This is a genomic window from Acuticoccus kalidii, assembly GCF_021556395.1.
GTDB classification, from domain to species: Bacteria; Pseudomonadota; Alphaproteobacteria; order Rhizobiales; family Amorphaceae; genus Acuticoccus; species Acuticoccus kalidii.
On the sequence record NZ_JAKGCS010000017.1, the window covers coordinates 271371 to 291765 of the forward strand.

Sequence of the window (20395 nt, forward strand, 5' to 3'; positions counted from 1 at the left end):
GGCGGCCCGCACGGACCGGCCGGCGGGTCAGGCCGGCTGGCTCCGGGAACGGGCCGCGACGCGCGCCGTCGGGGTGCGCAGGACGGCACTCGCCGAGGTCAATCTCAGCCGGCGCGCGGTCACGGGCTGGCGATGCCCTTTCGGAGTGAGGGTCTCCGTGCCCACGTCGAGGAGTGCGCACGTCCGGGGCGGCGTGAGCGTCGCCGCCGCGACGATCTCGCCGGCCTGCGCCGTGGAGCAGAGGCGGGCGGACAGGTTCACGGTTCGACCCAGGATCGTCGCGTCCGCGCGGTCGCCCACCGCGATCGTCGCCTCGACCACCTCGCCGTCCGTCAAGCCGATCCCCACCGCGCGCGCCGTCCGTGCCGCCGCGATCCGACGCAGGATCTCGGTCGCGGCGGTGAAGGCGCGGTCGACGCGGTCAGGCCCGTCGAACCGGGCGATGAGGCCGTCTCCGATCAGCCTGTCGACGTCGCCGCCGTGGGCCTGCACCGCGGCGAACCCGATCCCGGCGATGGTCGCGACGAGCGCGGCCGTCTCGTCCGGGGATTCGGATTCGGCGAAGCTCGAGAAGTCGCGGATGTCCATGAACAGGACCGTGCTCTCGGACCGCCTCGCCCGCTCCGCGCCGAGCGCCGATGTGCGGACATGGCGCGACACGAACCGGGCGATGCGGTCGCGTGCGAAGCTGAGCGTTTCCGAGCGCCGGTCGATCTCGTTCTGCATCTGCGCCACGAGGACGAGCGCGACACCGAGGGCGACGATGAGGGCGAGTCCGAGGCCGCCGATCCAGGCGTTGATGCTCGCGCCGATCACATTGTCGAGGGGCGCCGAGGCCTGGACCGTCGCGATCACCACGGCGCCGCGATCGCTCGGCGCGATGCTCGCGACCAGCCATGCTGGGACCGGGTCCTCGATCGCCTTGAACAGCCGCGCCTCGGGGGTCGACAGCTCCCGCGCGATATAGGTGACGATATCCTTGCGCCGCTCCGTGTCGAGCGAGGGGCAGGCCGGCCCCTCGTTCACATAGGACGTGCCCCGCGTCGCGATGAGCGCGACGCAGGTCAGCCCGAACATCTCCGCCTTTTCGGCGAGCAGCGCCTTGGTCCGCGCGGTGTCCGCCGGTTCCGGGAAGTCGCCGCTGGCGATCGCCGCGAGCGCTTCGGGCGCCGCGGCGCCGACGATGGCGGCCATCGACACATGGCGTCCGGCGGCGTCGGCCTCATAGACGCGTTCGGCCACCGTGGAGAGCGCCAACGCGGATGCCATGAGAAGGCCGGTGAACCCGAGTGCGAGGACCGGCAGCACGATGAGCAGAAAGTGCCGCAAGAGCGGATAGGGCTGGGCTGCGCCGGCCGTTCGCCACCCGAGGCGGCCGAGAAGGGAGGACAGCCGCGTCGGAGGTCGGGCGACACCATCCGAAGCATGTGCGTTCGACATCGGCTGTACTCCTCACCCTACAGACGCCGGCACGTGCCGGTTGGCACGGCCCGCCATGCCGCCCGTCACGCCGCCCGTGGCAACGAACCGCCCACATGACGGCAGCCCATGATGCAGGCCGACCGGATTTGTCCGCCGCATCGGACGGCTTCAATGACGCGGCGTCGCCGGCGGAGCGGTTTTGGACCCAGAGGACAGTTATTCGGACGATCGAGCAGGATTGCCCGTGAGTGGGCTTTGCAGCGCCGCGACGCGCGCGGCTCACGTCTCGGCCCCGGCGCGTCTTGTTCGGACGATCGTGCAAGCCTGCTAGATCGCAGTTCTATCGGGTTCCGGCCGACGCGCCCACGTCCTGTCTCGACCGCGACGAATGCGGAAGGAGAATTGCGACATGGCAAAAATCGATAAAGTCATCCTCGTCACCGGTGCGAGCAGCGGGATCGGAGCGGCGATCGCCTCGGAGCTCGGCGCCGCCGGCGCGAACGTGCTGCTCGGTGCACGCCGCACCGACCGCCTCGAGGCACTGGCGAGCCACATCAACGACAATGGCGGCACGGCGCGCGCCGTCGCCCTCGACGTCACGGACCGGCACGCGGTGCAGGCTTTCGCCGACCGCGCCATCGACGAATGGGGCAGGATCGACGTCCTCGTGAACAATGCCGGCGTCATGCCGCTCTCGCCGCTCGCCGCGCTGAAGCTCGACGAGTGGGAACGGATGGTCGACGTGAACGTGAAGGGCGTCCTGTGGGGTATCGCGGCGGTGCTGCCCGCGATGGAGCGTCAGGGCTTCGGCCAGATCGTGAATATCGCCTCGATCGGGGGCCTCGCCGTCTCGCCGACGGCGGCCGTCTATTGTGCGACGAAATTCGCCGTGCGCGCGATCTCCGACGGCCTGCGTCAGGAGAGCGACAAGATCCGCGTCACCTGCGTCAATCCGGGCGTCGTGGAGTCTGAGCTCGCCGATACGATCACCGACGATGCGGCGGCGGCGCTGATGAAGACATGGCGCGCGATCGCGTTGCAGCCGGAGGCCATCGCGAAGGCGGTGCGCCACGTCATCGAAGCGCCGGCGGACGTCGACACCAACGAGATCACCATCCGCCTCACGTCTTCGGCGTACTGAGCCGGGGGCGGTGTCGCAGGAGGCTGGCCGCTGCGAGGTGGCGGCCAGCCTTCACCCGCGATCGGTCGTCGCCGGGCAGGCGTGGCGTCAGCCCATGGCGGGCCGCAGGATGTCCGCGCACCACTGGCGGAAATCGGTCGGAGTATCGGACGCGGGCGACAGCGGCACCATCGCATCCATTCCGTCATTCTTCGCCGTCAGCATGGCGACCATCGCCTCGGCCATTCCCTCCGACGCGCCGTTCGCGATCATGATCGACCGCATGTCTTCCATCGTGATCGGCGTGTAGCGCACCGGGCGCGCGATCGTCTCGCTCATGATGGCCGCCATCTCGTCGAACGAGAGCGTGGCGGGGCCCGTGAGCGGCACCGAACCGTTGCCCGTCCACGACCTGTCCCGCAAAAGGCGCACCGCGACCGAGGCGACATCGCGCGTCGCCACATGCGGGAGCCGGGTGTCCCGCGGTGTCGGTGCGTAGAAGTCTCCGCCGCGGATGGCGGGAAGCTGGCGCAGGATATTTTCCATCAGTGACGCGCAGGCGAGCGCGCGGAACGCGACCCCCGTCGCCGCCATCATGTCGTCGGCGTCCAGCGTCGCCGTGACGTAGCCGGCCGGGTGCGGCCAATCCCGGCCGAGGGCGGAGACGGCAACGACATGCCGCACGCCGGACCCCCGCAACGCCTCGCAAGCCGGGCGGGAGAAGTCGACATAGGCGGCCGTCGCGGTCGGAGCGGCCGGGTCGCCGGGGGTCAGCCAGAATACGGCATCGGCGCCTTCGAATGCGCGCGCCACGGTGTCAAACTCGCTGTGCGAGCCCTCGACGATCTCGACACGTGCGCGAAGCGCCTGCGGCAGACGGGACGGATCGCGTGCGATGACCCGGACGGGTTCGCCGGCATCGAGCAAGCCGGCGAGGACTTGGCGGCCGATATTGCCCGCGGGTGTGGTGACCACAATCATGGTTGGTTCTCCATTGTGAGGCGCATCTAGATGGCGCGGGGCGGTTCATCCCGGCGAAACCTGTTGCGCGGGCGAGGTGGTGATCCGGGGTCGGGCGCGCGGTTGCGCGCGGCGCGAACCTTGCCGAGGCACCAGAGGAGCGCGACCTCGACGGTGAGGAGCGCCCCGAGCGTCATGAGCGTGAGGCTCGTTATGTTCGTGGGGCCGATCCATCGCGCGGTGGCGAAGCCGATCACGATGAAGAGCGCGTTCCAGATCGCGATGCCGACGGCGGACGCGGCAAGGACGTTCAGCGGTCGTGCGCCGAGCAAGGCGGTGAAGGCAGGCGCGAACAGGCGAACCGTCGGCACGAGCTGAAGCGCGAAGGACAGCATCGTCTGCCGCCTTCGGAGCGCGTCGATCCCGCTGTCGATCCGCTCGGGGGAGAGGCCGCACCAGCGCCCGCATGCCGCGACGAGCCGCCTCGAGCGGGTTTCCCCGAGCCTGCTGACCGCCAGGAAGATCCCGGCGCATCCCGCGACGCTGCCGAGCGTCGTCGCCGCGATGGCGGCGGGGACGCCGAACGCACCGTCCTCGGCGAGAAAGCCGACCGCCAGCAGCAGCCCATAGTGGGATGATGGGAACGAGGCGCTCGGCGAGGGCAAGGCCGAGAACGCCCGCCAGCCCATAGGCGCCGACAAACGACAGGGCGGCGCCGAGCGGGTCAAGATCCATGGGCGAACCTTTTCGCGGTTGACGGGAGTGTCGGCCGGGCGGCCCGGTGATCGGTCGATCAAGGGAAGCGCGCGCCGGTCATCGCCTCGGCGTCCTCCCACAGACGGACCGCGCTGGCCGGATCCTGCGCCCGAGGCGGCACCTTGGCCGGCGCCGGGTGGCCACGGGTCTCCATCAGGCGATCCGGGCCATAATAGAAGCCGGGTATCGCCTCGGCGGCGGTCGCGGCATAGAGCGTCGGCAGCGCGCCCTGCGCCACCGGCTGGAACAGGAACCACAGCGCGGATCGGGTGAGGCCGGCGACGCTCCGCCGGCCCGGCGCGTTGTGGAGGAGGTCGGTCCGGGCGACGCCCGGGTGGGCGGCGAACGATGCGACCCCCCATGCGCCGGCTTCGCTGCGGCGCTGAAGCTCCCGCGCGAATATCAGACAGGCGAGCTTCGATCGGCTGTAGACCGGCATCGGCTTGTAGGTGCGGTTCGCGGCGAGGTCGTCGTCGATCATGCCGTCGCGCGCCGCGATGCTCGACACCGTGACGATGCGCGGCTCCGCCCCTTGCCGCAGGAGCGGCAGAAGACGGCCCGTCAGAGCGAAGTGGCCGAGAAAGTTGGTGCCGAACTGGAGCTCGAAGCCGTCCTCGGTCTCGAGCCGTCGCGGCGGCGTCATGACCCCGGCATTGTTGACCAGAAGGTCGATCCGTCCGACCCGGTCTGTCATACGCGAGGCGAAGGCGGCGACCGAGGCGAGGCTCGCAAGGTCCAGCGTCTCGAAGGCGGCGACGGCGCCGGGGACGGCCGCGCCGATACGAGCGACCGCCGCCTCACCCTTCGCCGGGTTCCGACCGGCGACGATCACGGCAGCGCCGGCGCGCGCGAGCGCCAGTGCGACTTCGTGGCCGAGCCCGTCGGCCCCCGTCACGATGGCGGTCCGCCCCTGTTGGGATGGGATATCGGCGGCGGTCCAATGCGCTTGCGGGTTTTGCGCCATTATCCCCTCCCGTGGTCGGTGGCGACGCATGACGCTGCGGCCCGTGCCGGTCGATCGTGCCGTCTGTCGGAGGCGCTCGGGTCGCGCCTCGATGTCGGTGTCGGCCGGCTCGGCGTCGGAGCGAGGCGTCTTGCGGCGTGCGACATGGTTGAACCTTTCATGGGAGGGGGCGGCGCATCCGGTATGGGGCGACCGGAGTGCGATCCGGGCGCGCTTCGCGCCGCGCCGCCGTCCCGCGCGGCGAAGGCGGTGGGACGTTCGGCGGTTGGGTGGGGAGGGTCGCAGGTGTGGGGCGCCGGTCCGACGTCGAGGCTGTCCGCCATCGGTGCGGCCCGAGCGAAACACATCGCTCTCAGCCGAAGGCGTTCGCGGGCTGGTGGGCGGCCATTGCAGAGGGCGATTTCCGGCGATGGGCGCGGTCTCGCGCCGTCGTGGCGCGCCTGTACGCGGCTGGAGCCCGGACCGGCGTCACGCCCTCCCGAGCCGGGCCGGGTTCGGCCGACAGCGCGGCCATTCCGCGGGTGGCGCGATCGGTCGCGCCGTGGCTCCGATCACCATCGTGCTGGTCGAGGAACGGTCCAATCTCGCGTTCGGCTGTTCTGATCATGGCCAACCTTTCGGGCATGGGTTGCGTGCTCGGAGGGGTCGCCGATGGTCGGCATCGGAGCGATGCGGGCCGACGGCTCACGGCAAGATGGTGGGGCGGACGCGGGCCAACTTGCCCATCCGCCCGAAAAACTTGCCTATTCGTCCAACAGATCTGGAAGGCGGCCGGCCGGCTGCGTAGCTACCCAATGCATGAGACACTGCGGCAGGGATGAGCGATGGCGTCGACGCTGACCACGGCCCTCGAAAATTACATCGCCACAACAGGCGGCGGCGACGGCCTCTACGCGACGCCGATGCAGGACACTTTCATCATGCGGAGCAGCCGGCCCGTTCTGCCGTTCCGCAAGCTCTACAGGCCGTCATTCTGCGTGGTCGCCCAGGGCGCGAAGCAGCTTCGTGTCGGCGATCAGGTGCTCGATTATGCGGCGGGAAGCGCGGTCGCCGTCAGCGTCGAGGTGCCCGGCGACGGGGCCGTCACCAAGGCGAGCGCCGCGGAACCCTTTCTCGGCCTTTCGATCGACTTCGATGTCGGCCTGTTGCGCGAGGTGATCGCGCAGCTTCCGGCACCGCCGCGGGCGACCGAGACCCAACTCGGTGCCTTCGTCGAGACGCTGTCGGAGCCGCTCGGGGACTGTGTCGTCCGGCTCGTGCGCTTGCTGGCCACGCCGGACGCCGTTCCCATCCTCCACCCGGCGATTCTCAAGGAGATCTATTTCTGGCTACTCACCGGGCCGAACGGCGGTGAGGTCAGCAAGATCGTTCGCACCGACGTTCATTCCCGGCGGATCGCCGACGCCATCCATTTCCTGCGCCGAAACTATCGGCGGACGATCCGGGTCGAGGAGGTCGCGGAGGCGGCGTGCATGGGGGTGTCGTCCTTGCACCATCACTTCAAGGGCATCACCCGGCTGACGCCGTTGCAGTTCCAGAAACAGCTCCGCCTGCTCGAGGCCCGCCGGCTGATGGTGGCGGAATCCGTCAGCGTGACGAGTGCGGCGATGCAGGTCGGCTATGAGAGCGTCTCCCAGTTCAGCCGCGAGTATAGCCGCCAGTTCGGGACGCCGCCCAAGCGGGATGCGATGGCGCTGCGGGCGCTCGACCTGCCGCGCTGGGCGCCGGCCATCGCGCCGTTCGACGATGCGCCCGAGGCCACCCCGCCAACAGAGGCGCGCACCCGCACGCCGCAATCCTATCGGCCCTCCGGCTGGCCGGGGTGAGGCGCGTGGAACGACGCGACGCTTTGGCGCTCACGGCATGGCGTGACGGCGGCCGCTCCGTGAGGCACCGTTCCGGTTGCATGCCGCCCGTCACATATTGTGCGGATGGCCCGCGCCGCCGCACGCGTTTTGTGAGTCCGGGACCGGCACCCGGCTTGGGTGAGGGGTGAGGATTTGCAACACGTCGACGATCTTCTCGCCAAATTGCGGCTCGAAAGCACCGTGTTCTGCCGCATGACCCTCGCGGGCGAATGGGGCTTCGCGAAAGAGGGGCTCCACGGCGCGCCGTTCCACATCATCCTGTCGGGTGAGGCGTGGGTCGAGATTGCCGAGCGCGGCATCGCGCTGGCGGCCGGCGACGTCGTGGTCCTGCCGAGCGGGGAGCCGCATCGTCTGCTCGTGCGGCCCGGCGCCGCGGTGGTCCCCTGGAGCCATATCGCGGACGAGATGGGTCTTGCCCCATGGCGGCCGGGCACGCGCTTCAAGGCGCTCGAATTGATGTTCGGCGCCGGTGGGCCGCAGACGCGCTTGATCTCGGGCGTCTTCGCGTTCGAGGACCGGCGGCGCAACCCGCTGCTCGCCGCGCTTCCCCCCGTCATGCACCTACGGTCCGAAGGTGAGGTCTCCGCGTCCGCCGCGTCTCTCGTGTCGTTGCTGGAAACCGAACTCGTGCCGGATAGCCCGGGCGCCGAGGAGGTGAGCGCGCGGATCGCCGACCTCATTTTCCTTCAGGTGCTGCGAAACCATCTCGGCAGCACCGACCTGCCGGCGGGATGGCTGCGGGGTATCGCCGATTCGCAGATCGCTCCCGCCCTCGTCCTCATGCAGAACGCCCCGCAAGAGGCCTGGTCCGTGGCGAGGCTGGCGGTGGCCGTCGGGATGTCGCGGTCGCTGTTCGCCGCGCGGTTCAAGGCGGTCGTCGGTCAGTCGCCGCTCGACTATCTGACCGAGTGGCGGATGTACACGGCGACGGTCCAGCTCGCCGACCCCCGTGTGCCGGTGAAGTCGATCGCCGCGGCGGTGGGCTACACTTCGGACGCCTCGTTCAGCAAGGCGTTCAAGCGCTGGTGCGGACGCTCGCCCGCGGCCTATCGCCGGCTGCACCATGCCGACTGCTCGCACGGAGCCCCCGCGGACTGACTTCGGCTGGACGATCGGAACGATGACTTGGACGCCCGGCCCGGCGCGGTGAAGTCATCATTGCTCTACTTCTTATTCCAAAGGAGTTCGAGCATGACCATCCCCGATATGGACCACCGCGACGAGCCCGAGACGACGCAAGGGCCCGGCGCCGGAGGCCCGCTCTCCGTCACCCGGCGCACGGCCGTCGCGAGCGGCGTCGCAGCCGCCGCGGCCGCTCCCTTCCTCCACATCGACCCCGCCATGGCGCAGAGCGGCAGGGCCGCGCCGCTGCCGGAGGGGGCGCTTTCGGTAAACGCCATGATCAACGGCGAAGCGGTCGCGCTCACCGTCGACCCGCGCACCTCGCTGCTCGACATGCTGCGCGAGACGTTGGGCCTCGCGGGCACCAAAAAGGGCTGCGATCACGGCCAGTGCGGCGCGTGCACCGTGCATGTCGACGGCCGCCGCGTCGCATCCTGCCTCACCCTCGCGGCGAAGGTGGACGGCCGGTCCGTCACCACCATCGAGGGACTGGCGGACGGCGACGCGCTGCACCCGATGCAGCAGGCCTTCATCGACCACGACGCCCTCCAGTGCGGCTACTGCACGCCGGGCCAGATCATGGGGGCGGTCGCCTGCGTCAACGAAGGCAATGCGACCTCGCCCGAGCAGATCCGCGAATCCATGAGCGGCAACCTGTGCCGCTGCGGCGCCTATGTGAACATCGTCGCGGCGATCACGGACGCCGCCGGCAAGATGGGAGAAGGCTGATGCAGCCCTTTACCTATGTGCGGCCGGAGACCACCGCCGACGCGGTCCGCGCCTTCGCCGATGCCGGGGACGGCGCGCGTTATATCGCCGGCGGCACCACGCTCTACGATCTGATGAAGCTGAGGGTCGAGCGCCCTCGCCACCTTATCGACGTGACCGCCATCGCCGGTCTCGACGCGATCGACACGTCGGGCGATGTCCTGCGCTTCGGCGCGCTCGCCGCGATGAGCGACGTCGCGGCCGATCCGGTGGTCGCGGGCGACTATCCGGTCCTGGCGGAGGCGCTTCTCAAGGCGGCGTCGCAGAATCTGCGCAACATGGCGACGATCGGCGGCAACCTCCTGCAGCGCACGCGCTGCCTTTATTTCCGCGACCCCGGCGCGGCGAACTTCCCCTGCAACAAACGCGAGCCAGGCAGCGGTTGCGCAGCGATCGACGGGCTCGATCGGGGGCAGGCGGTGCTCGGCGTCAGCGATGCCTGCACGGCCGTCTCGCCGGGTGACTGGCCGGTCGCGCTGACGGCGATGGACGCCGAGGTCGAGCTGCTCGGTCCCGGCGGAACGCGCACGCTCGCGGTGGCCGATCTCTACCGTCTGCCGGGATCGACGCCGCATGACGAGTTCGCGCTGGAGCCGGGCGAGATGGTCACCGCCGTCATGGTGCCGAAGACGCCCGCCGGCGCGGCGTCGACCTACCACAAGATCCGCGACCGCGAATCCTACGCCTTCGCCCTCGCCTCGGCGGCGGTGGCGCTCGAGATGGACGGTGAGCGGGTGACGCGCGCCCGTATCGCGCTCGGCGGCGTCGCGACGCGGCCATGGCGCGCCACCGGGGCCGAGGCGGCCCTCGCCGGCGCCGACCTGACGCCGGAGACGGCGCTCGCCGCCGGTCACGCGGCGCTGGAGGGCGCAACGCCTGGCCGCCACAACGCCTTCAAGATCGAGCTCGGCGCGCGCACGGTCGCCGACGCGCTTCTCATTGCCGCCGAACGGAGCCGCGCATGAACACGCCCTTCCCTGATCGCGACCGCATCGACGCCCACGCCAAGGTCCGCGGCGCCACGACATATGCCGCCGACGCGCCCTTCCCCGGCCTCCTCTACGCGATGACCGTGCCGTCGCCGGTCACGAAGGGCACGCTGACCGCGCTCGACACCGAGGACGCGGCGGCGATCCCCGGCGTCGTGCGCATCCTCACCGCCGAGGATTTCGCCCATGCGGTGCCGAACGGCACGCACATGGGCGCTCCGCCGCCCACGCTCGAAACCGCGATCGCCTATCGCGGCCAGCCGCTCGCCCTCGTCGTCGCCGAAACGCTGGAGATCGCCATCGAGGCGGCGGAAGCGGTCCGTCCCGTTATCGAGGAAGAGCCGTTCTCGGCGCTGTTCTCCTCGCCGGGCGCGGTTCGCGAGCCGGCGGAGGCGAGCCATGTGGGTGATACCGAAGCGGCCTTCGCCGAGGCGGAGACCGTCATCGAGGCCGAATATGTCTCGCCGACGCAGCATCACAATCCGATGGAGCTGACGTCGACGACCGCCGTCTGGGCGGACGGCCAGTTGACGATCTACGAGGGCTCGCAGAACTCGGCGGCGATGCGGTCGGCCGTCGCCAGTCTGCTCGGGCTCGATCCGGCGATCGTCGACGCGAAGAGCCCGACCGCGGGCGGCGCGTTCGGCCAGAAGGGATGGGCGCAGCGGCAGACGGCGATCGTCGCCCATGCCGCGATGCTCATCGGCCGGCCGGTGAAGCTCGTCATGCCGCGGGCGCAGGTGTTCCATGTGGCGACGCACCGGCCGCACATCGTCCACCGGATCCGCCTCGGCGCCGACGCGTCCGGCCGCATGGTGGCGATCGACCATGACGCGGCGCAGCAGAACTCCCGCCAAGGGCCCTTCCCGCCGCACTATCACGAGGCCGCGATGCGGCTCTACGACATCCCCAATTATAACGGGACCGCCATGGACGTGCGCACGGACGTCTCCAATCCGGCCCACATGCGCGCGCCTTACGAGCACCCGGCCATCTTCGCCATGGAAAGCGCGATCGACGAGCTCGCCGTGGCGCTGGATCGCGATCCCGTCGCGTTCCGCATGGCGCATGACGGCACCGTCGATCCGTACACCGGGCAGCCTTACTCGTCCCGCTTCCTCAACGAGTGCTTCACGGAGGGGGCGGCCCGTTTCGGCTGGGAGCGGCGCACCCCAGCCCCCGGCTCGATGACCGCGGCGGACGGGACTCAGATCGGCTGGGGCGTTTCGGCCGGCGTCTACCCCGCCCTCGTCCACCCTGCCATCGCGACGCTGCGCATCACTGCGGACGGTCGCACGCGCTTCGCCGTCGCCGGCCACGAGTTCGGCCAGGGCATCCGTACCGTCCTCGCCAATGTGCTCCTGCGCGAACTCGACATCCGCGAGGACCGGCTGGACATCCCGATCGGTGACACCACCGCCGCGCGCCAGCATCTGACGGCCGGCTCGTGGGGCAGCTTCAGCGCCGCGCCGGCGGCCCTCGCGGCGGCGGAGCGGATGCGCGCAGCCCTCGCAGAGCTGCTCGACGGCCGGGAGATCGGCGGGACGATCCATCAGCAGCTCGCGACGATCAAACGGCCGTTCCTGGAGGTCGAAGTCACCCAATTGGGCCCCGGCCAGGACGCCGCGACCCTCGAGCAATGGCAGAACTACAATTTCGCCGTGACGGGACCGGCCTATCCCGGCTTCACCGCGATGAGCTACATCGCCCACTTCGTGGAGGTGCGGGTGGAGCCGCGGACCCGGCGGGTGCGGGTTCCTCGGGTGGTGAGCATCGCCGATTGTGGGCGCGTCCTCAGTCCCCGCACGGCGCAGAGCCAGGTGCGCGGCGGCGTCATCTGGGGTATCGGCCACGCATTGCGCGAGGCGACCGAGACGGACCCGCGCTATGGCGGCTATCTCAACTGCGACATCGCGGATTATGTCGTCGCGGTGAATGCCGATATCGGCGAGATCGAGGTCGGCTTCATCGACCGGCCCGATCCGCTCGCCAACGCGCTCGGCGCCAAGGGACTCGGCGAGGTCGCGATGGTCGGCGTTTCGGCCGCCGTCGGCAACGCAGTGTTCCATGCCACCGGCCGCCGCATTCGCGAGCTGCCGATCCGCATCGAGCACCTCCTCTGAGACAGCCGGTGCGGTGGGCCTCGTGTCCCCTGCACGACCCGCCTGCCCTGTGCCCCAGGTAAGCGGGACCCGTGCGGCCTCGGGCGATGCTTACATCAGCCCTTCATGCATCGCCTGATGGACGCTTCGCACGCTCGGCTCGAAACCGAGCGTGCGGGCGGAACGGGTGTCCACCAGAAGGTGCCAGGGATGGGACAGGGGTTCGGCGCACATGTCCATCTTCTCCCCGACGAGGCCGACCAGCTCGTAGATCGAGGTTGGTGCGTCGTCGGCGATGTTGACGATCCGCCCGTCCGTCGCGCCGCTGAGGGCGAGCCGCGCCGCCGTCGCAATATCGCGATGGTGAAGGAGGCTCATCCGCTTCGCAGGATGCCACCCGCCCTGTCTGACATGGCCCGGCAGCGACTCCAGATGGCCGTCGCCGTCGCCATAGACGAACCCGAACCGCAGGATCGACCACGTCAATCCGCTCGCGCGCAAGAGGCTCTCGGCGGCCAGCTTGCTCGCTGGATAGGGATGCATCGGATCGACGGCATCGTCCTCCCGGCCGGGATGGGCTCCGTCCATACCGTAGACGTTCGAGGTGCTCGCCATGATGAATCGCAGCGTCGGCGCGTATCGTGATGCTGTCTCGATCAGATTGCGCGTTCCGTCGACGTTCGCCCTCCAGATGAGATCGGGGTCGGGAGTGCGGAAAACGGCGGCGAGGTGGACGATCGCCGACGCGCCCGTTACCGCCTGCACCAACGTGTCCGGTTGGAGAAGATCGGCGTCCACCACGGTGACGCCGGGGATCGAAGCCTTTCCGCCGCGCACGATCGCCCGGCATTCGAGGCCCGCCGCCACCAAACGCGGCAGAAGCCGCGATCCCACGAGTCCGGTTGCGCCAGTTACGAGAACGGTCACGATTCTCTTCCTTTGCTGAGCATCTCTTCGAGACGTCTCGTCGCGGTTTCCAGGACGGTGACGGCAACGGCGATGTCGGCCGGGTCGATCCCGCCAAATGCGGTCTCTCGGATAAAGGTAAGGTCGGGGAGCGCATCCCAGAGCGTCGATCCGGCGTCGGTCAATTGCAGGCGTTTTTGCCGCTGATCGGAGCGATCGGGCACCTGCTCGACGAGCCCCTTGCGAACCAGCGTCCCGAGGGTGCCGCTCAGCGTCGCACGTTCGACCTGGAGCATCCGCAGAAGGTCGCGTTGCATGGTCGGTCCGACCGTCGCCAGCTGATGCAGGACGTACCACTGCGTGGCGCCGAGATCGTACGGCCGCAGGGCAACCTCCATCGCGGCCCGGCCGGCGAAATAACATCGCTTCGCCCAAGCTGCGACGGAGGCATGTTCGGAGTTCATATTGCTAGGCACCTAACAAGATTGCTAGGCTCCTAACTAAATGTCAAGAGGCCAGGAACACTCGGTGACCGCCGTTGATGCGGATCGTCGTCGCGCGCGCCATCGGTGATCCCGCGTCAGGGCCTTCCGCCGGCCGTCGTCAGAAACGTGACGATCTGTTCGGCAACCTGGTCCGGTTGCTCTTCCGGCGCAAAGTGGCCGCAGTCGTCGATGATGCTGAGGTCGGAGCCCGGGATCGCGCGATGCAGTCGTTCCGCCCATTCGGCGGCGAGCCACGCGTCGGCGGCGCCCCAGATGATCTTCACCGGCAGCCGGCCGAGCGCCGGCAATCGGTCCGCGATCTCCATCGTGTGGCTCGGGTCGTAGTGACGGACCTGGTGCTGGAAGAAGCTCGCCTGACCGACAGGCCCGGCGATGTATTCGAGATAGGTCTCGATGATGTCCTCCGACGCGCGGGCGGGGTCCGCGAATGTCGAGAGCAGCCAATCGCGGAAATGCGCCCGGTGGTCCGCGTCGCGTGCCTTGATCAGGGTTTCGAGACCGGCCGCCATCTGCGCCCGGGTTCGCGGCGACGGCGAGCTGTCGAAGCACACCGCGTCGATCAGCGTGAGCGAGCGCAGCCGGTCGGGAGAAAAGACGCCGAAACGCTGGGCGATCGCGCCCCCAATATCATGCGCGACGAGGTGGGTCGTCTCGAGCCCCCAGTGCGCCAGCATGCCCTCCAGGATCCGCACCTGGCCACTGATCGAGGTGTCGGTGTCCGGGTCCCATGGGCGTTCCGAGAGGCCGTAGCCGAGCAGGTCATACACGTGGACCATATAGCCGGCCGCCGTCAGTCGCGGCAGGACGTTGCGCCAGATCAGCGACGAGGACGGCGTGCCGTGGACGAGGACGAGGGGTTCGCCCACTCCGTGGACGCCGTATGCGATGCGGGCTCCGTCGACGAGGGCGTGTTGTGTCACGAGGGGGGTCATGCTGGGTCTCCAATCGTTCGTCTCCCGATAGGTGGCAGCCCCCTTTCCATGACGCGAATGAATGATTATCGAGATTTGATCGATATTATTCATGGAGGCCGTGATGGTGTCCCGTCTCGACATCGGCGCTTTGGAGGCACTCGCGGCCGTCGCGGACCTCGGCGGCGTCACCCGAGCGGCCGAGCGGTTGGCCCTGTCGCAATCGGCCGTCTCGCACAAATTGAGGCGGCTCGAAGAGTCGCTCGGGTGCACGCTCCTCCGGCGGCGGCCCGGAGCCTCGCTCCTCACCTCGGAGGGGGAACGGCTTCTGGGCTACGCGCGCCGTATCCTGGCGCTGCACGACGAAGCTGCGATGAGCCTCGGACGGCAGCCTTTGACGGGGAAGATCCGGCTCGGGATGACCGCCGACATGACGGGCCGCGACATTTCGCGAATTCTGGGCCGGTTCGCGCGATTGCACCCGGATGTCGCGGTGCGGACGACCGTGACGCAGAGCCTATCGATCGAAAACGCGCTCGATCTGGGGGAGGCGGAGATCGGCATCATGCAGCTCTTCGAGAGCCGTTGCCGGCCGTCCGACATCGTCCTTTTCCGCGACGAGCTGCACTGGGTCAAAGCGCCGGACCACCGGCTCGACCTCAGCCGTCCCGTGCCGTTCGTCGCCTTTCACGACGACTGCTTCTTTCAGCGCTGGGCCATCGAGACCAACCACGCACAGCCTCCAGGGTTCGAGACCGTCTTCACCTGCGGCGACACGGCCGGATTGGTGTCGGCGATCGAGTCGGGGCTCGGGGTCGGCCTCTTGGCCGCGTCTCATCTCACCGCCGAGATCGAGGTCGTCACGGATTTGTTTCCGGTGCCGCCGGCGATCGCGACCGTGGTTCGCGCTGCCCCGCAAGCGCGCTCCGAGGCGGTCCGTTCTCTGGTGAAGGAGATCGCGGGCGGCATCGCGCATCTCCGTATGCCCGAGGCGGCATAGGCTTCAGGAGCGGCGGGACCGGCCGTGTTTGCCGTCAGGACGCGACGGCCGGCTTGACGAGTTCGAGCGCCTGTTGCGCGACCGCGGGGTTGGCCTCGCCGCCACCGGCCACCTGGACCGTCGGGAAGGCGAACTTGATGCCGTTCGCGTCAAACGTCTTCTTGATCATCGCGAGGGCCTTGCGCCGGATGACGAACTGTTCGCCGGGACGCGTCTTCATCTTGCAGCGGAGCTCGACGGCATAGTCTCCGAGGCGGTCGACGCCCTGCATCTTCAGCGTCTCGAGGATGTGTTGGGCGAAGTCGGGCTCGTTCAACAGATCCTGCCCGATCTGCCGCACGAGCTTCTTCGCCTTCTCGATGTCGGAATCGTAAGTGACGCTGATATTGAACTTCTCGATCACCCAGTCGCGGCTCATATTCTCGACCGCGCCGAGCTCGCTGAACGGAATGACGAAGATCGGCCCGTTCTGGTGGCGCAGCCGGATCGAGCGGAGGCTGAACCCCTCCACCGTCCCCTTATAGGAGCCGCTCTGGATGTACTCGCCGACCCGGAAGGCGTCGTCGACGAGGTAGAACATTCCGGCGATGATGTCCTTCACGAGGTTCTGCGCACCGAAGCCGACGGCGACGCCGACGACGCCCGCGCCCGCGATCAGCGGTCCGATCTGGACGCCGAGCGCCGCAAGCGCCATGAGCGCCGCGAACACGATGATCACGATGTAGATGACGTTGCGGAAGATCGGGATCAGCGTCCGCAGGCGCGCGTCCCGTATGGCCGCGTCGCTGCCCGGCTGGGCGATGGAGGCGGCGGAGAGCTCGGCATTCAGCCCGGTCTTGACGAGCTGCCAGACGAAATCGGCGACGAGGAGGACGACGACGCTCGTCAGCACGCCGCCCATCAGGCGGGATAGCGGCGTCTCCGCGCTCGTGATGCGGGCCAAGTCGACGCCGCCGACATGGGCCAGCCAGAACGCGGCGGCGACGATGAGGAGCGCCCGCACGCCGCGGTCGACCGTCACCTCGAGGAGCGCCCGCCGGGTGGTCGGCGGCGCGGTCGCGTCGGGCGGCGTGAGGAGCCGCGAGATCGTCGCGTGGGTGAAGGCGATGGCGCGGGGAAGAACGAGCGCCAACAGCGCGAGCCAGAAGGCTCCCCTCATGCCGGCGACCCACAAGAGCCAGACCGCGAGCACGAAGATCGTGAGAAGGATCCCGATGACCGCCCGCCGCCAGGGGGGCGTGAGGGCTGCGGAATGGCGGGGCGGTCGACGCCAGACGGCGGCGAGAGCGATCGCGAGAAGTCCGAGCGCGAGAATGTAGGCTGCGAGCTGCCGCACATCGGGGCTGAACCCGAAGGACAGCATCACCCGCGTTACGACCGTGCCCCAGACGAGATAGATGATGAAGGCGGTGGTGTGTCGCTGCCAGAACCGGATGGCGTTCCGTGCGGCGGGGCGGGGCTCGCGATCGTCGCCGGCGGTGGCGGTGTTGTCCTGTGCCGACGCGAAGATCGCGCGCAGGACCGCGAGCGCCAACCGGGTGAGGATGATGGCGAGGAGGACGTTGAGCGCGAGTTCCTTCAAAAGCGGCGGCCACTCGATGGCGAGGAACGGTCCGATGCTCGCGGCGGCGAACACCGCGACCGAGAGCAGCGAAACCATGAGCCGCACACCGGACGCGTCGATGCGCTCCGCCCCGTCGCGCCGTACCGCGTTGCTCGGCGCCGGCCGGCGGCCGAGCAGAGCGCGCCGCAGCAGGAACTCGGCCGCGGCTCCAAGGCCCAAAGAGAGGAGAAAGAGGGCGAGCGTGCTGCCGGGCGGATGCTCCGCGCGCTCGCGTCGGAATTCGCCGACCGCGTGCCGCGATTCGACGGGGAATTGAGGCGCCGCCGCCGCCATCGCCCGCAGATGCGCCCGCACGCGATCGACATGCTGAACGAGGTCGGTCGCGACGAGCTGCTCTTCGCTCTCCGGCGGGGCCGGCTGTGCCGCGGCGGGGGCGCTGGCGACCTGCGCGTTATGGAGCCACGCCGCCACCGCGGGGTCCTGCAAAAGCCGAATGAGCTCCTGCACCGAGGGAGGAGGCGGGCTCGTGGGCGCCTGGGCGGCGGCGGTTACCGAGCCACAAGCAGCGCATGACAATGCCAGAAGGAGGACAAGCCTGAGAGCCCTCATCGACTTCACCAAACTGACGCACAGTCAGGAAACGGCGAACGTGCAAAGCCGAGCGCGACGCGGCGAAATCCGCACCGCAAATGTCCGGATGTCGACGCCGCGACGGGCGGTGCCATGGATGCGGATCCGCGTGGCCGACCCGGGGCAGCTCGACGGTTCGCGCTAGCGTCAAATTATCCGCCGCGCCGGTCCGAAACGCAAGCGGGACCGATGGGATCGCAATGGGTTGGGAAGGGCGGTCGCCGGCGGTCCCAGCCCGTCAGGTCGCAGCGGGCGCGCGGCTCGGCTGGGCCATGCGGGCATGACGGAGCTGGTCGAGGAAGTCTTCCGCCGCCGACAGGATGTGACGGTCCGCCGCCTCCGCCGCCTTGTCCGCGTCGCCCTCTGCCAGGGCGTCGACGATGGCCGCGTGTTCCCGGACGCGCACCATCAGGCGCCCCCGCGTCACGGCGAGTTTCGAGCGGGCGAGGACGAGAAACACCGCATACGTCTCGAGGACGCGGATCGCCTCGACGTTCGGTTCGTCTTCGAGGATGATCCCGTGGAAGGCGCGGTTGAGGTCGTCCATCCGGAAAAAGTCGGCTTCCGGGGCCTCCGCCTCGCGGGCGAAATCCTCGGCCGCCGCCTGTAGGCGGTCGATGCCCTCGCGCGAGGCGCGCGCGCAGAACCGCCGCACGAAATGCGGTTCGATCAGCCGTCGCAGCTCATAGATGTTGCGCACGAAGTCGTCGTCGACGATGCGCACGCGCGCGCCCTGATTGGGCACGGTGACCACGAATCCTTCGCCGTGGAGACGCCACAACGCCTCACGCACCGGATTTGCGCTCACCGCGTAGCGCGCCGCAAGATCCTCCGTCTTCAGCCGGGCCCCTGGGGGGAAGACGCCCTTCATGATGTCGTCCCGGATCAGGTTGGAGATCCGGTGCGAATGATGGGTGCGCTTCTGGGGAGACGTGTCGGACATGGCTCTATTTTACGAAACTGCGCGCCATTGGCCACCAGGACCGGGTGGCCTCTCTCGCTTCCTCACACCCGCTCAGTTCGGATCGGATTCCACGAGCTCGATCTTGTAACCGTCCGGATCTTCGATGAAGGCGATGAGGGTCGTGCCGAATTTCAGCGGACCGGCGGGGCGCGTGATCTTCACCCCGGCCTTTGCGAGCCGGTCGCACACCTCATAGATCCCCTTCACGCCGACCGCGAGATGACCGAAGCCGTCGCCCTTGTCGTAGGTGTGGTCGCCGTAATTGTACGTGAGCTCGATCACCGCATGGGTCTCCTGCGGGCCGTAGCCGACGAAGACGTTCGTGTACTTTCCTTCCGGCACGTCCGAGCGCTTCACCTCCTGCATGCCGAGCTGACCGCAATAGAAGGCGAGCGAGGCGTCGAGATCGCGCACGCGGATCATCGCGTGGAGAAAGCGAGGGCTGTCGGTGGTGTCTGGCATCTCAAGTCTCTTGGTTTTCGGGTTGGACGGCGTCGAAGTAGGCGACGGACGAGGCTGACCGCACCTGAGTGACGCGGCCGTCATAATGGTTGTTGGTGTAATGACGGTAAGGGTGAGCCGCGCACGCCTCTTCATCGATGTCGATGCCGAGACCGGGGCGGTCGGGGATGACCATATGACCGTTCTCGATCGTCACCTTCTCGTTGGTGACCACGCCGCGCCACGGCACATCGCGCACCGAGGTCTCGAGCCAAGTGATGTTCGGGACGGTGGCGGCGAAGCTCAACGTCATCGCATTCGCGACGGGGCCGAGGGGGTTGTGCGGCGCGACGGGGATGAACCGGGCGTGCGCCATTGCAGCGATCGCCCGCGCGGCGGAGATGCCGCCGACATGGGTGATGTCGGGCTGGAGTATGTCCACGGCGTCCTTCGCGAGCATCTCCGAGAAGCGGGCCATTTCGAAACAGCGTTCGCCGGCCGCGATCGGCACCGGCGACTTGCGGCGCACGGCGGCTAGCGCGTCGAGACTGTCCGGCGGTACGGGCTCCTCGAAGAAGGCGGGGTCGAAGGGGGCGAGGTCGCGGGCGATTACCGTCGCGGTGGCGACGTCGAACCGGCCGTGACCTTCGATCATGAGGTCGACGTCGTTGCCGATGGCGTCCCGCACCGCGGCCACGATATCGAGCGCCTGGTGGCGTTCCCGCCGGCTCTGATAGAGCCAGGCGCTGCCGAACGGATCCCACTTGAGCGCCTGGAAGCCACGCGCCACCGTCTCTTTTGCGAGCCGTGCGAAGTCGTCGGGCGTTTCGGCCCCGGAAAACCAGCCATTGGCGTAGCAACGGATGGTGTCGCGCTGCTTGCCGCCGAGAAGCTCGTAGACCGGCACGCCCATCGCCTTGCCCTTGATATCGAGGAGGGCACCGTCGATGGCGGCGATGGCGCTGCGATTGTAGACGCCGAGCCGCCAATAGGAGTCGCGCAACAGCGTCAGGGTGTGATGTTCACTCTGAAACGGATCCTTGCCGACAAGATACGGCTCCATCTCCAGAATACGGGCGGCGAGCGTCTTCTCGCCCATCTCGATGGTGCCTTCGCCGACCCCCGTCACACCCTCATCCGTGAAGATCTTCACGAACACGTAGTTGGCGCGGGCAGCATCGACCACGAACGTTTTGAGTTTCGTTATTTTCATCCCGTCCGGGTCCTTCTCTCGGGGCGCTGGGCGTCGATGGCGCCGGCGCGATCACGCGCGCCGCATCTCCATCGGGAGGAGACGTCGCTATCTACTATAGACTTTGATCAAAAGTCTATATAATGTTTCTCGAGCGTTGCGAACCACGCTGACCAAGTGCGCCTGCCGTCGACCGGCAGCACACGCGGG

Annotated in this window: 18 protein-coding genes; 7 read left to right on the plus strand and 11 right to left on the minus strand. The window is 68.6% G+C overall.

Annotation, left to right across the window (positions count from 1 at the left end; genetic code table 11):
- Positions 1 to 27 precede the first annotated feature (27 nt).
- The gene (locus L1787_RS11405) at positions 28 to 1440 is read right to left on the minus strand and encodes an adenylate/guanylate cyclase domain-containing protein (RefSeq protein WP_235708964.1); all 1413 of its coding nucleotides are present in this window, start codon (positions 1438 to 1440) and stop codon (positions 28 to 30) included.
- 400 nt (positions 1441 to 1840) lie between these two features.
- On the opposite strand from L1787_RS11405, the gene L1787_RS11410 reads away from it, so the two are divergent.
- The gene (locus L1787_RS11410; protein WP_235709107.1) at positions 1841 to 2563 is read left to right on the plus strand and encodes an SDR family oxidoreductase; all 723 of its coding nucleotides are present in this window, start codon (positions 1841 to 1843) and stop codon (positions 2561 to 2563) included.
- 87 nt (positions 2564 to 2650) lie between these two features.
- Here L1787_RS11410 and L1787_RS11415 read toward each other — a convergent pair whose 3' ends face one another.
- The 3 genes from L1787_RS11415 to L1787_RS11425 form a co-directional block, all read right to left on the minus strand.
- The gene (locus tag L1787_RS11415) at positions 2651 to 3523 is read right to left on the minus strand and encodes an NAD(P)H-binding protein (RefSeq protein WP_235708965.1); all 873 of its coding nucleotides are present in this window, start codon (positions 3521 to 3523) and stop codon (positions 2651 to 2653) included.
- A 26-nt stretch (positions 3524 to 3549) separates the two neighbouring features.
- A complete protein-coding gene (locus L1787_RS11420; protein ID WP_235708966.1) occupies positions 3550 to 4191 on the minus strand; it encodes a DedA family protein in 642 nt (213 codons plus the stop codon).
- Positions 4192 to 4295: 104 nt separating this feature from the next.
- Positions 4296 to 5222: an SDR family oxidoreductase gene (locus L1787_RS11425; RefSeq protein WP_235708967.1), complete on the minus strand. Its 927-nt coding sequence runs from the start codon at positions 5220 to 5222 to the stop codon at positions 4296 to 4298.
- 824 nt (positions 5223 to 6046) lie between these two features.
- Here L1787_RS11425 and L1787_RS11430 point away from each other — a divergent pair.
- The 5 genes from L1787_RS11430 (at position 6047) to L1787_RS11450 (ending at position 12092) form a co-directional block, all read left to right on the plus strand.
- The gene (locus tag L1787_RS11430; RefSeq protein ID WP_235708968.1) at positions 6047 to 7048 is read left to right on the plus strand and encodes an AraC family transcriptional regulator; all 1002 of its coding nucleotides are present in this window, start codon (positions 6047 to 6049) and stop codon (positions 7046 to 7048) included.
- 174 nt (positions 7049 to 7222) lie between these two features.
- Positions 7223 to 8188, plus strand: coding sequence for an AraC family transcriptional regulator (locus tag L1787_RS11435; protein WP_235708969.1), 966 nt, complete (start codon positions 7223 to 7225; stop codon positions 8186 to 8188).
- Between the two features lie 93 nt (positions 8189 to 8281).
- On the plus strand, positions 8282 to 8941 hold the full coding sequence (locus L1787_RS11440; protein ID WP_439648278.1) for a (2Fe-2S)-binding protein: 660 nt from the start codon (positions 8282 to 8284) through the stop codon (positions 8939 to 8941).
- The gene (locus L1787_RS11445; protein WP_235708970.1) at positions 8941 to 9945 is read left to right on the plus strand and encodes an FAD binding domain-containing protein; all 1005 of its coding nucleotides are present in this window, start codon (positions 8941 to 8943) and stop codon (positions 9943 to 9945) included. Before L1787_RS11440 ends, L1787_RS11445 begins: the two co-directional genes overlap by 1 nt.
- Positions 9942 to 12092: a xanthine dehydrogenase family protein molybdopterin-binding subunit gene (locus L1787_RS11450; protein WP_235708971.1), complete on the plus strand. Its 2151-nt coding sequence runs from the start codon at positions 9942 to 9944 to the stop codon at positions 12090 to 12092. Before L1787_RS11445 ends, L1787_RS11450 begins: the two co-directional genes overlap by 4 nt.
- Before the next feature lie 90 nt (positions 12093 to 12182).
- On the opposite strand, the gene L1787_RS11455 is transcribed toward L1787_RS11450, so the two are convergent.
- The 3 genes from L1787_RS11455 to L1787_RS11465 all read right to left on the minus strand — a co-directional run bounded on the left by L1787_RS11455 (position 12183) and on the right by L1787_RS11465 (position 14349).
- Positions 12183 to 12998 (minus strand): NAD-dependent epimerase/dehydratase family protein, encoded by an 816-nt coding sequence (locus L1787_RS11455; RefSeq protein ID WP_235708972.1) that lies wholly within the window; start codon positions 12996 to 12998, stop codon positions 12183 to 12185.
- Positions 12995 to 13375, minus strand: coding sequence for a MarR family winged helix-turn-helix transcriptional regulator (locus L1787_RS11460; protein ID WP_235708973.1), 381 nt, complete (start codon positions 13373 to 13375; stop codon positions 12995 to 12997). The genes L1787_RS11455 and L1787_RS11460 overlap by 4 nt, the downstream gene beginning before the upstream one ends.
- 182 nt (positions 13376 to 13557) lie before the next feature.
- Positions 13558 to 14349: an alpha/beta fold hydrolase gene (locus tag L1787_RS11465; RefSeq protein ID WP_235708974.1), complete on the minus strand. Its 792-nt coding sequence runs from the start codon at positions 14347 to 14349 to the stop codon at positions 13558 to 13560.
- Positions 14350 to 14518: 169 nt separating this feature from the next.
- Here L1787_RS11465 and L1787_RS11470 point away from each other — a divergent pair, with 169 nt between their 5' ends.
- Positions 14519 to 15394, plus strand: a complete 876-nt coding sequence (locus L1787_RS11470) for a LysR family transcriptional regulator (protein ID WP_235708975.1) — start codon at positions 14519 to 14521, stop codon at positions 15392 to 15394.
- Between the two features lie 34 nt (positions 15395 to 15428).
- On the opposite strand, the gene L1787_RS26030 is transcribed toward L1787_RS11470, so the two are convergent.
- The 4 genes from L1787_RS26030 to dgoD all read right to left on the minus strand — a co-directional run bounded on the left by L1787_RS26030 (position 15429) and on the right by dgoD (position 20206).
- The gene (locus tag L1787_RS26030; RefSeq protein WP_235708976.1) at positions 15429 to 17429 is read right to left on the minus strand and encodes a mechanosensitive ion channel domain-containing protein; all 2001 of its coding nucleotides are present in this window, start codon (positions 17427 to 17429) and stop codon (positions 15429 to 15431) included.
- A 397-nt stretch (positions 17430 to 17826) separates the two neighbouring features.
- Positions 17827 to 18531 (minus strand): GntR family transcriptional regulator, encoded by a 705-nt coding sequence (locus tag L1787_RS11480; RefSeq protein ID WP_235708977.1) that lies wholly within the window; start codon positions 18529 to 18531, stop codon positions 17827 to 17829.
- A gap of 72 nt (positions 18532 to 18603) precedes the next feature.
- Positions 18604 to 19014 carry a lactoylglutathione lyase gene (gene gloA / locus L1787_RS11485; RefSeq protein WP_235708978.1) on the minus strand — a complete coding sequence of 137 codons (411 nt, stop codon included), beginning with the start codon at positions 19012 to 19014 and terminating at the stop codon, positions 18604 to 18606.
- 1 nt (position 19015) lies between these two features.
- The gene (dgoD, locus tag L1787_RS11490; protein WP_235708979.1) at positions 19016 to 20206 is read right to left on the minus strand and encodes a galactonate dehydratase; all 1191 of its coding nucleotides are present in this window, start codon (positions 20204 to 20206) and stop codon (positions 19016 to 19018) included.
- Positions 20207 to 20395: the final 189 nt, after the last annotated feature.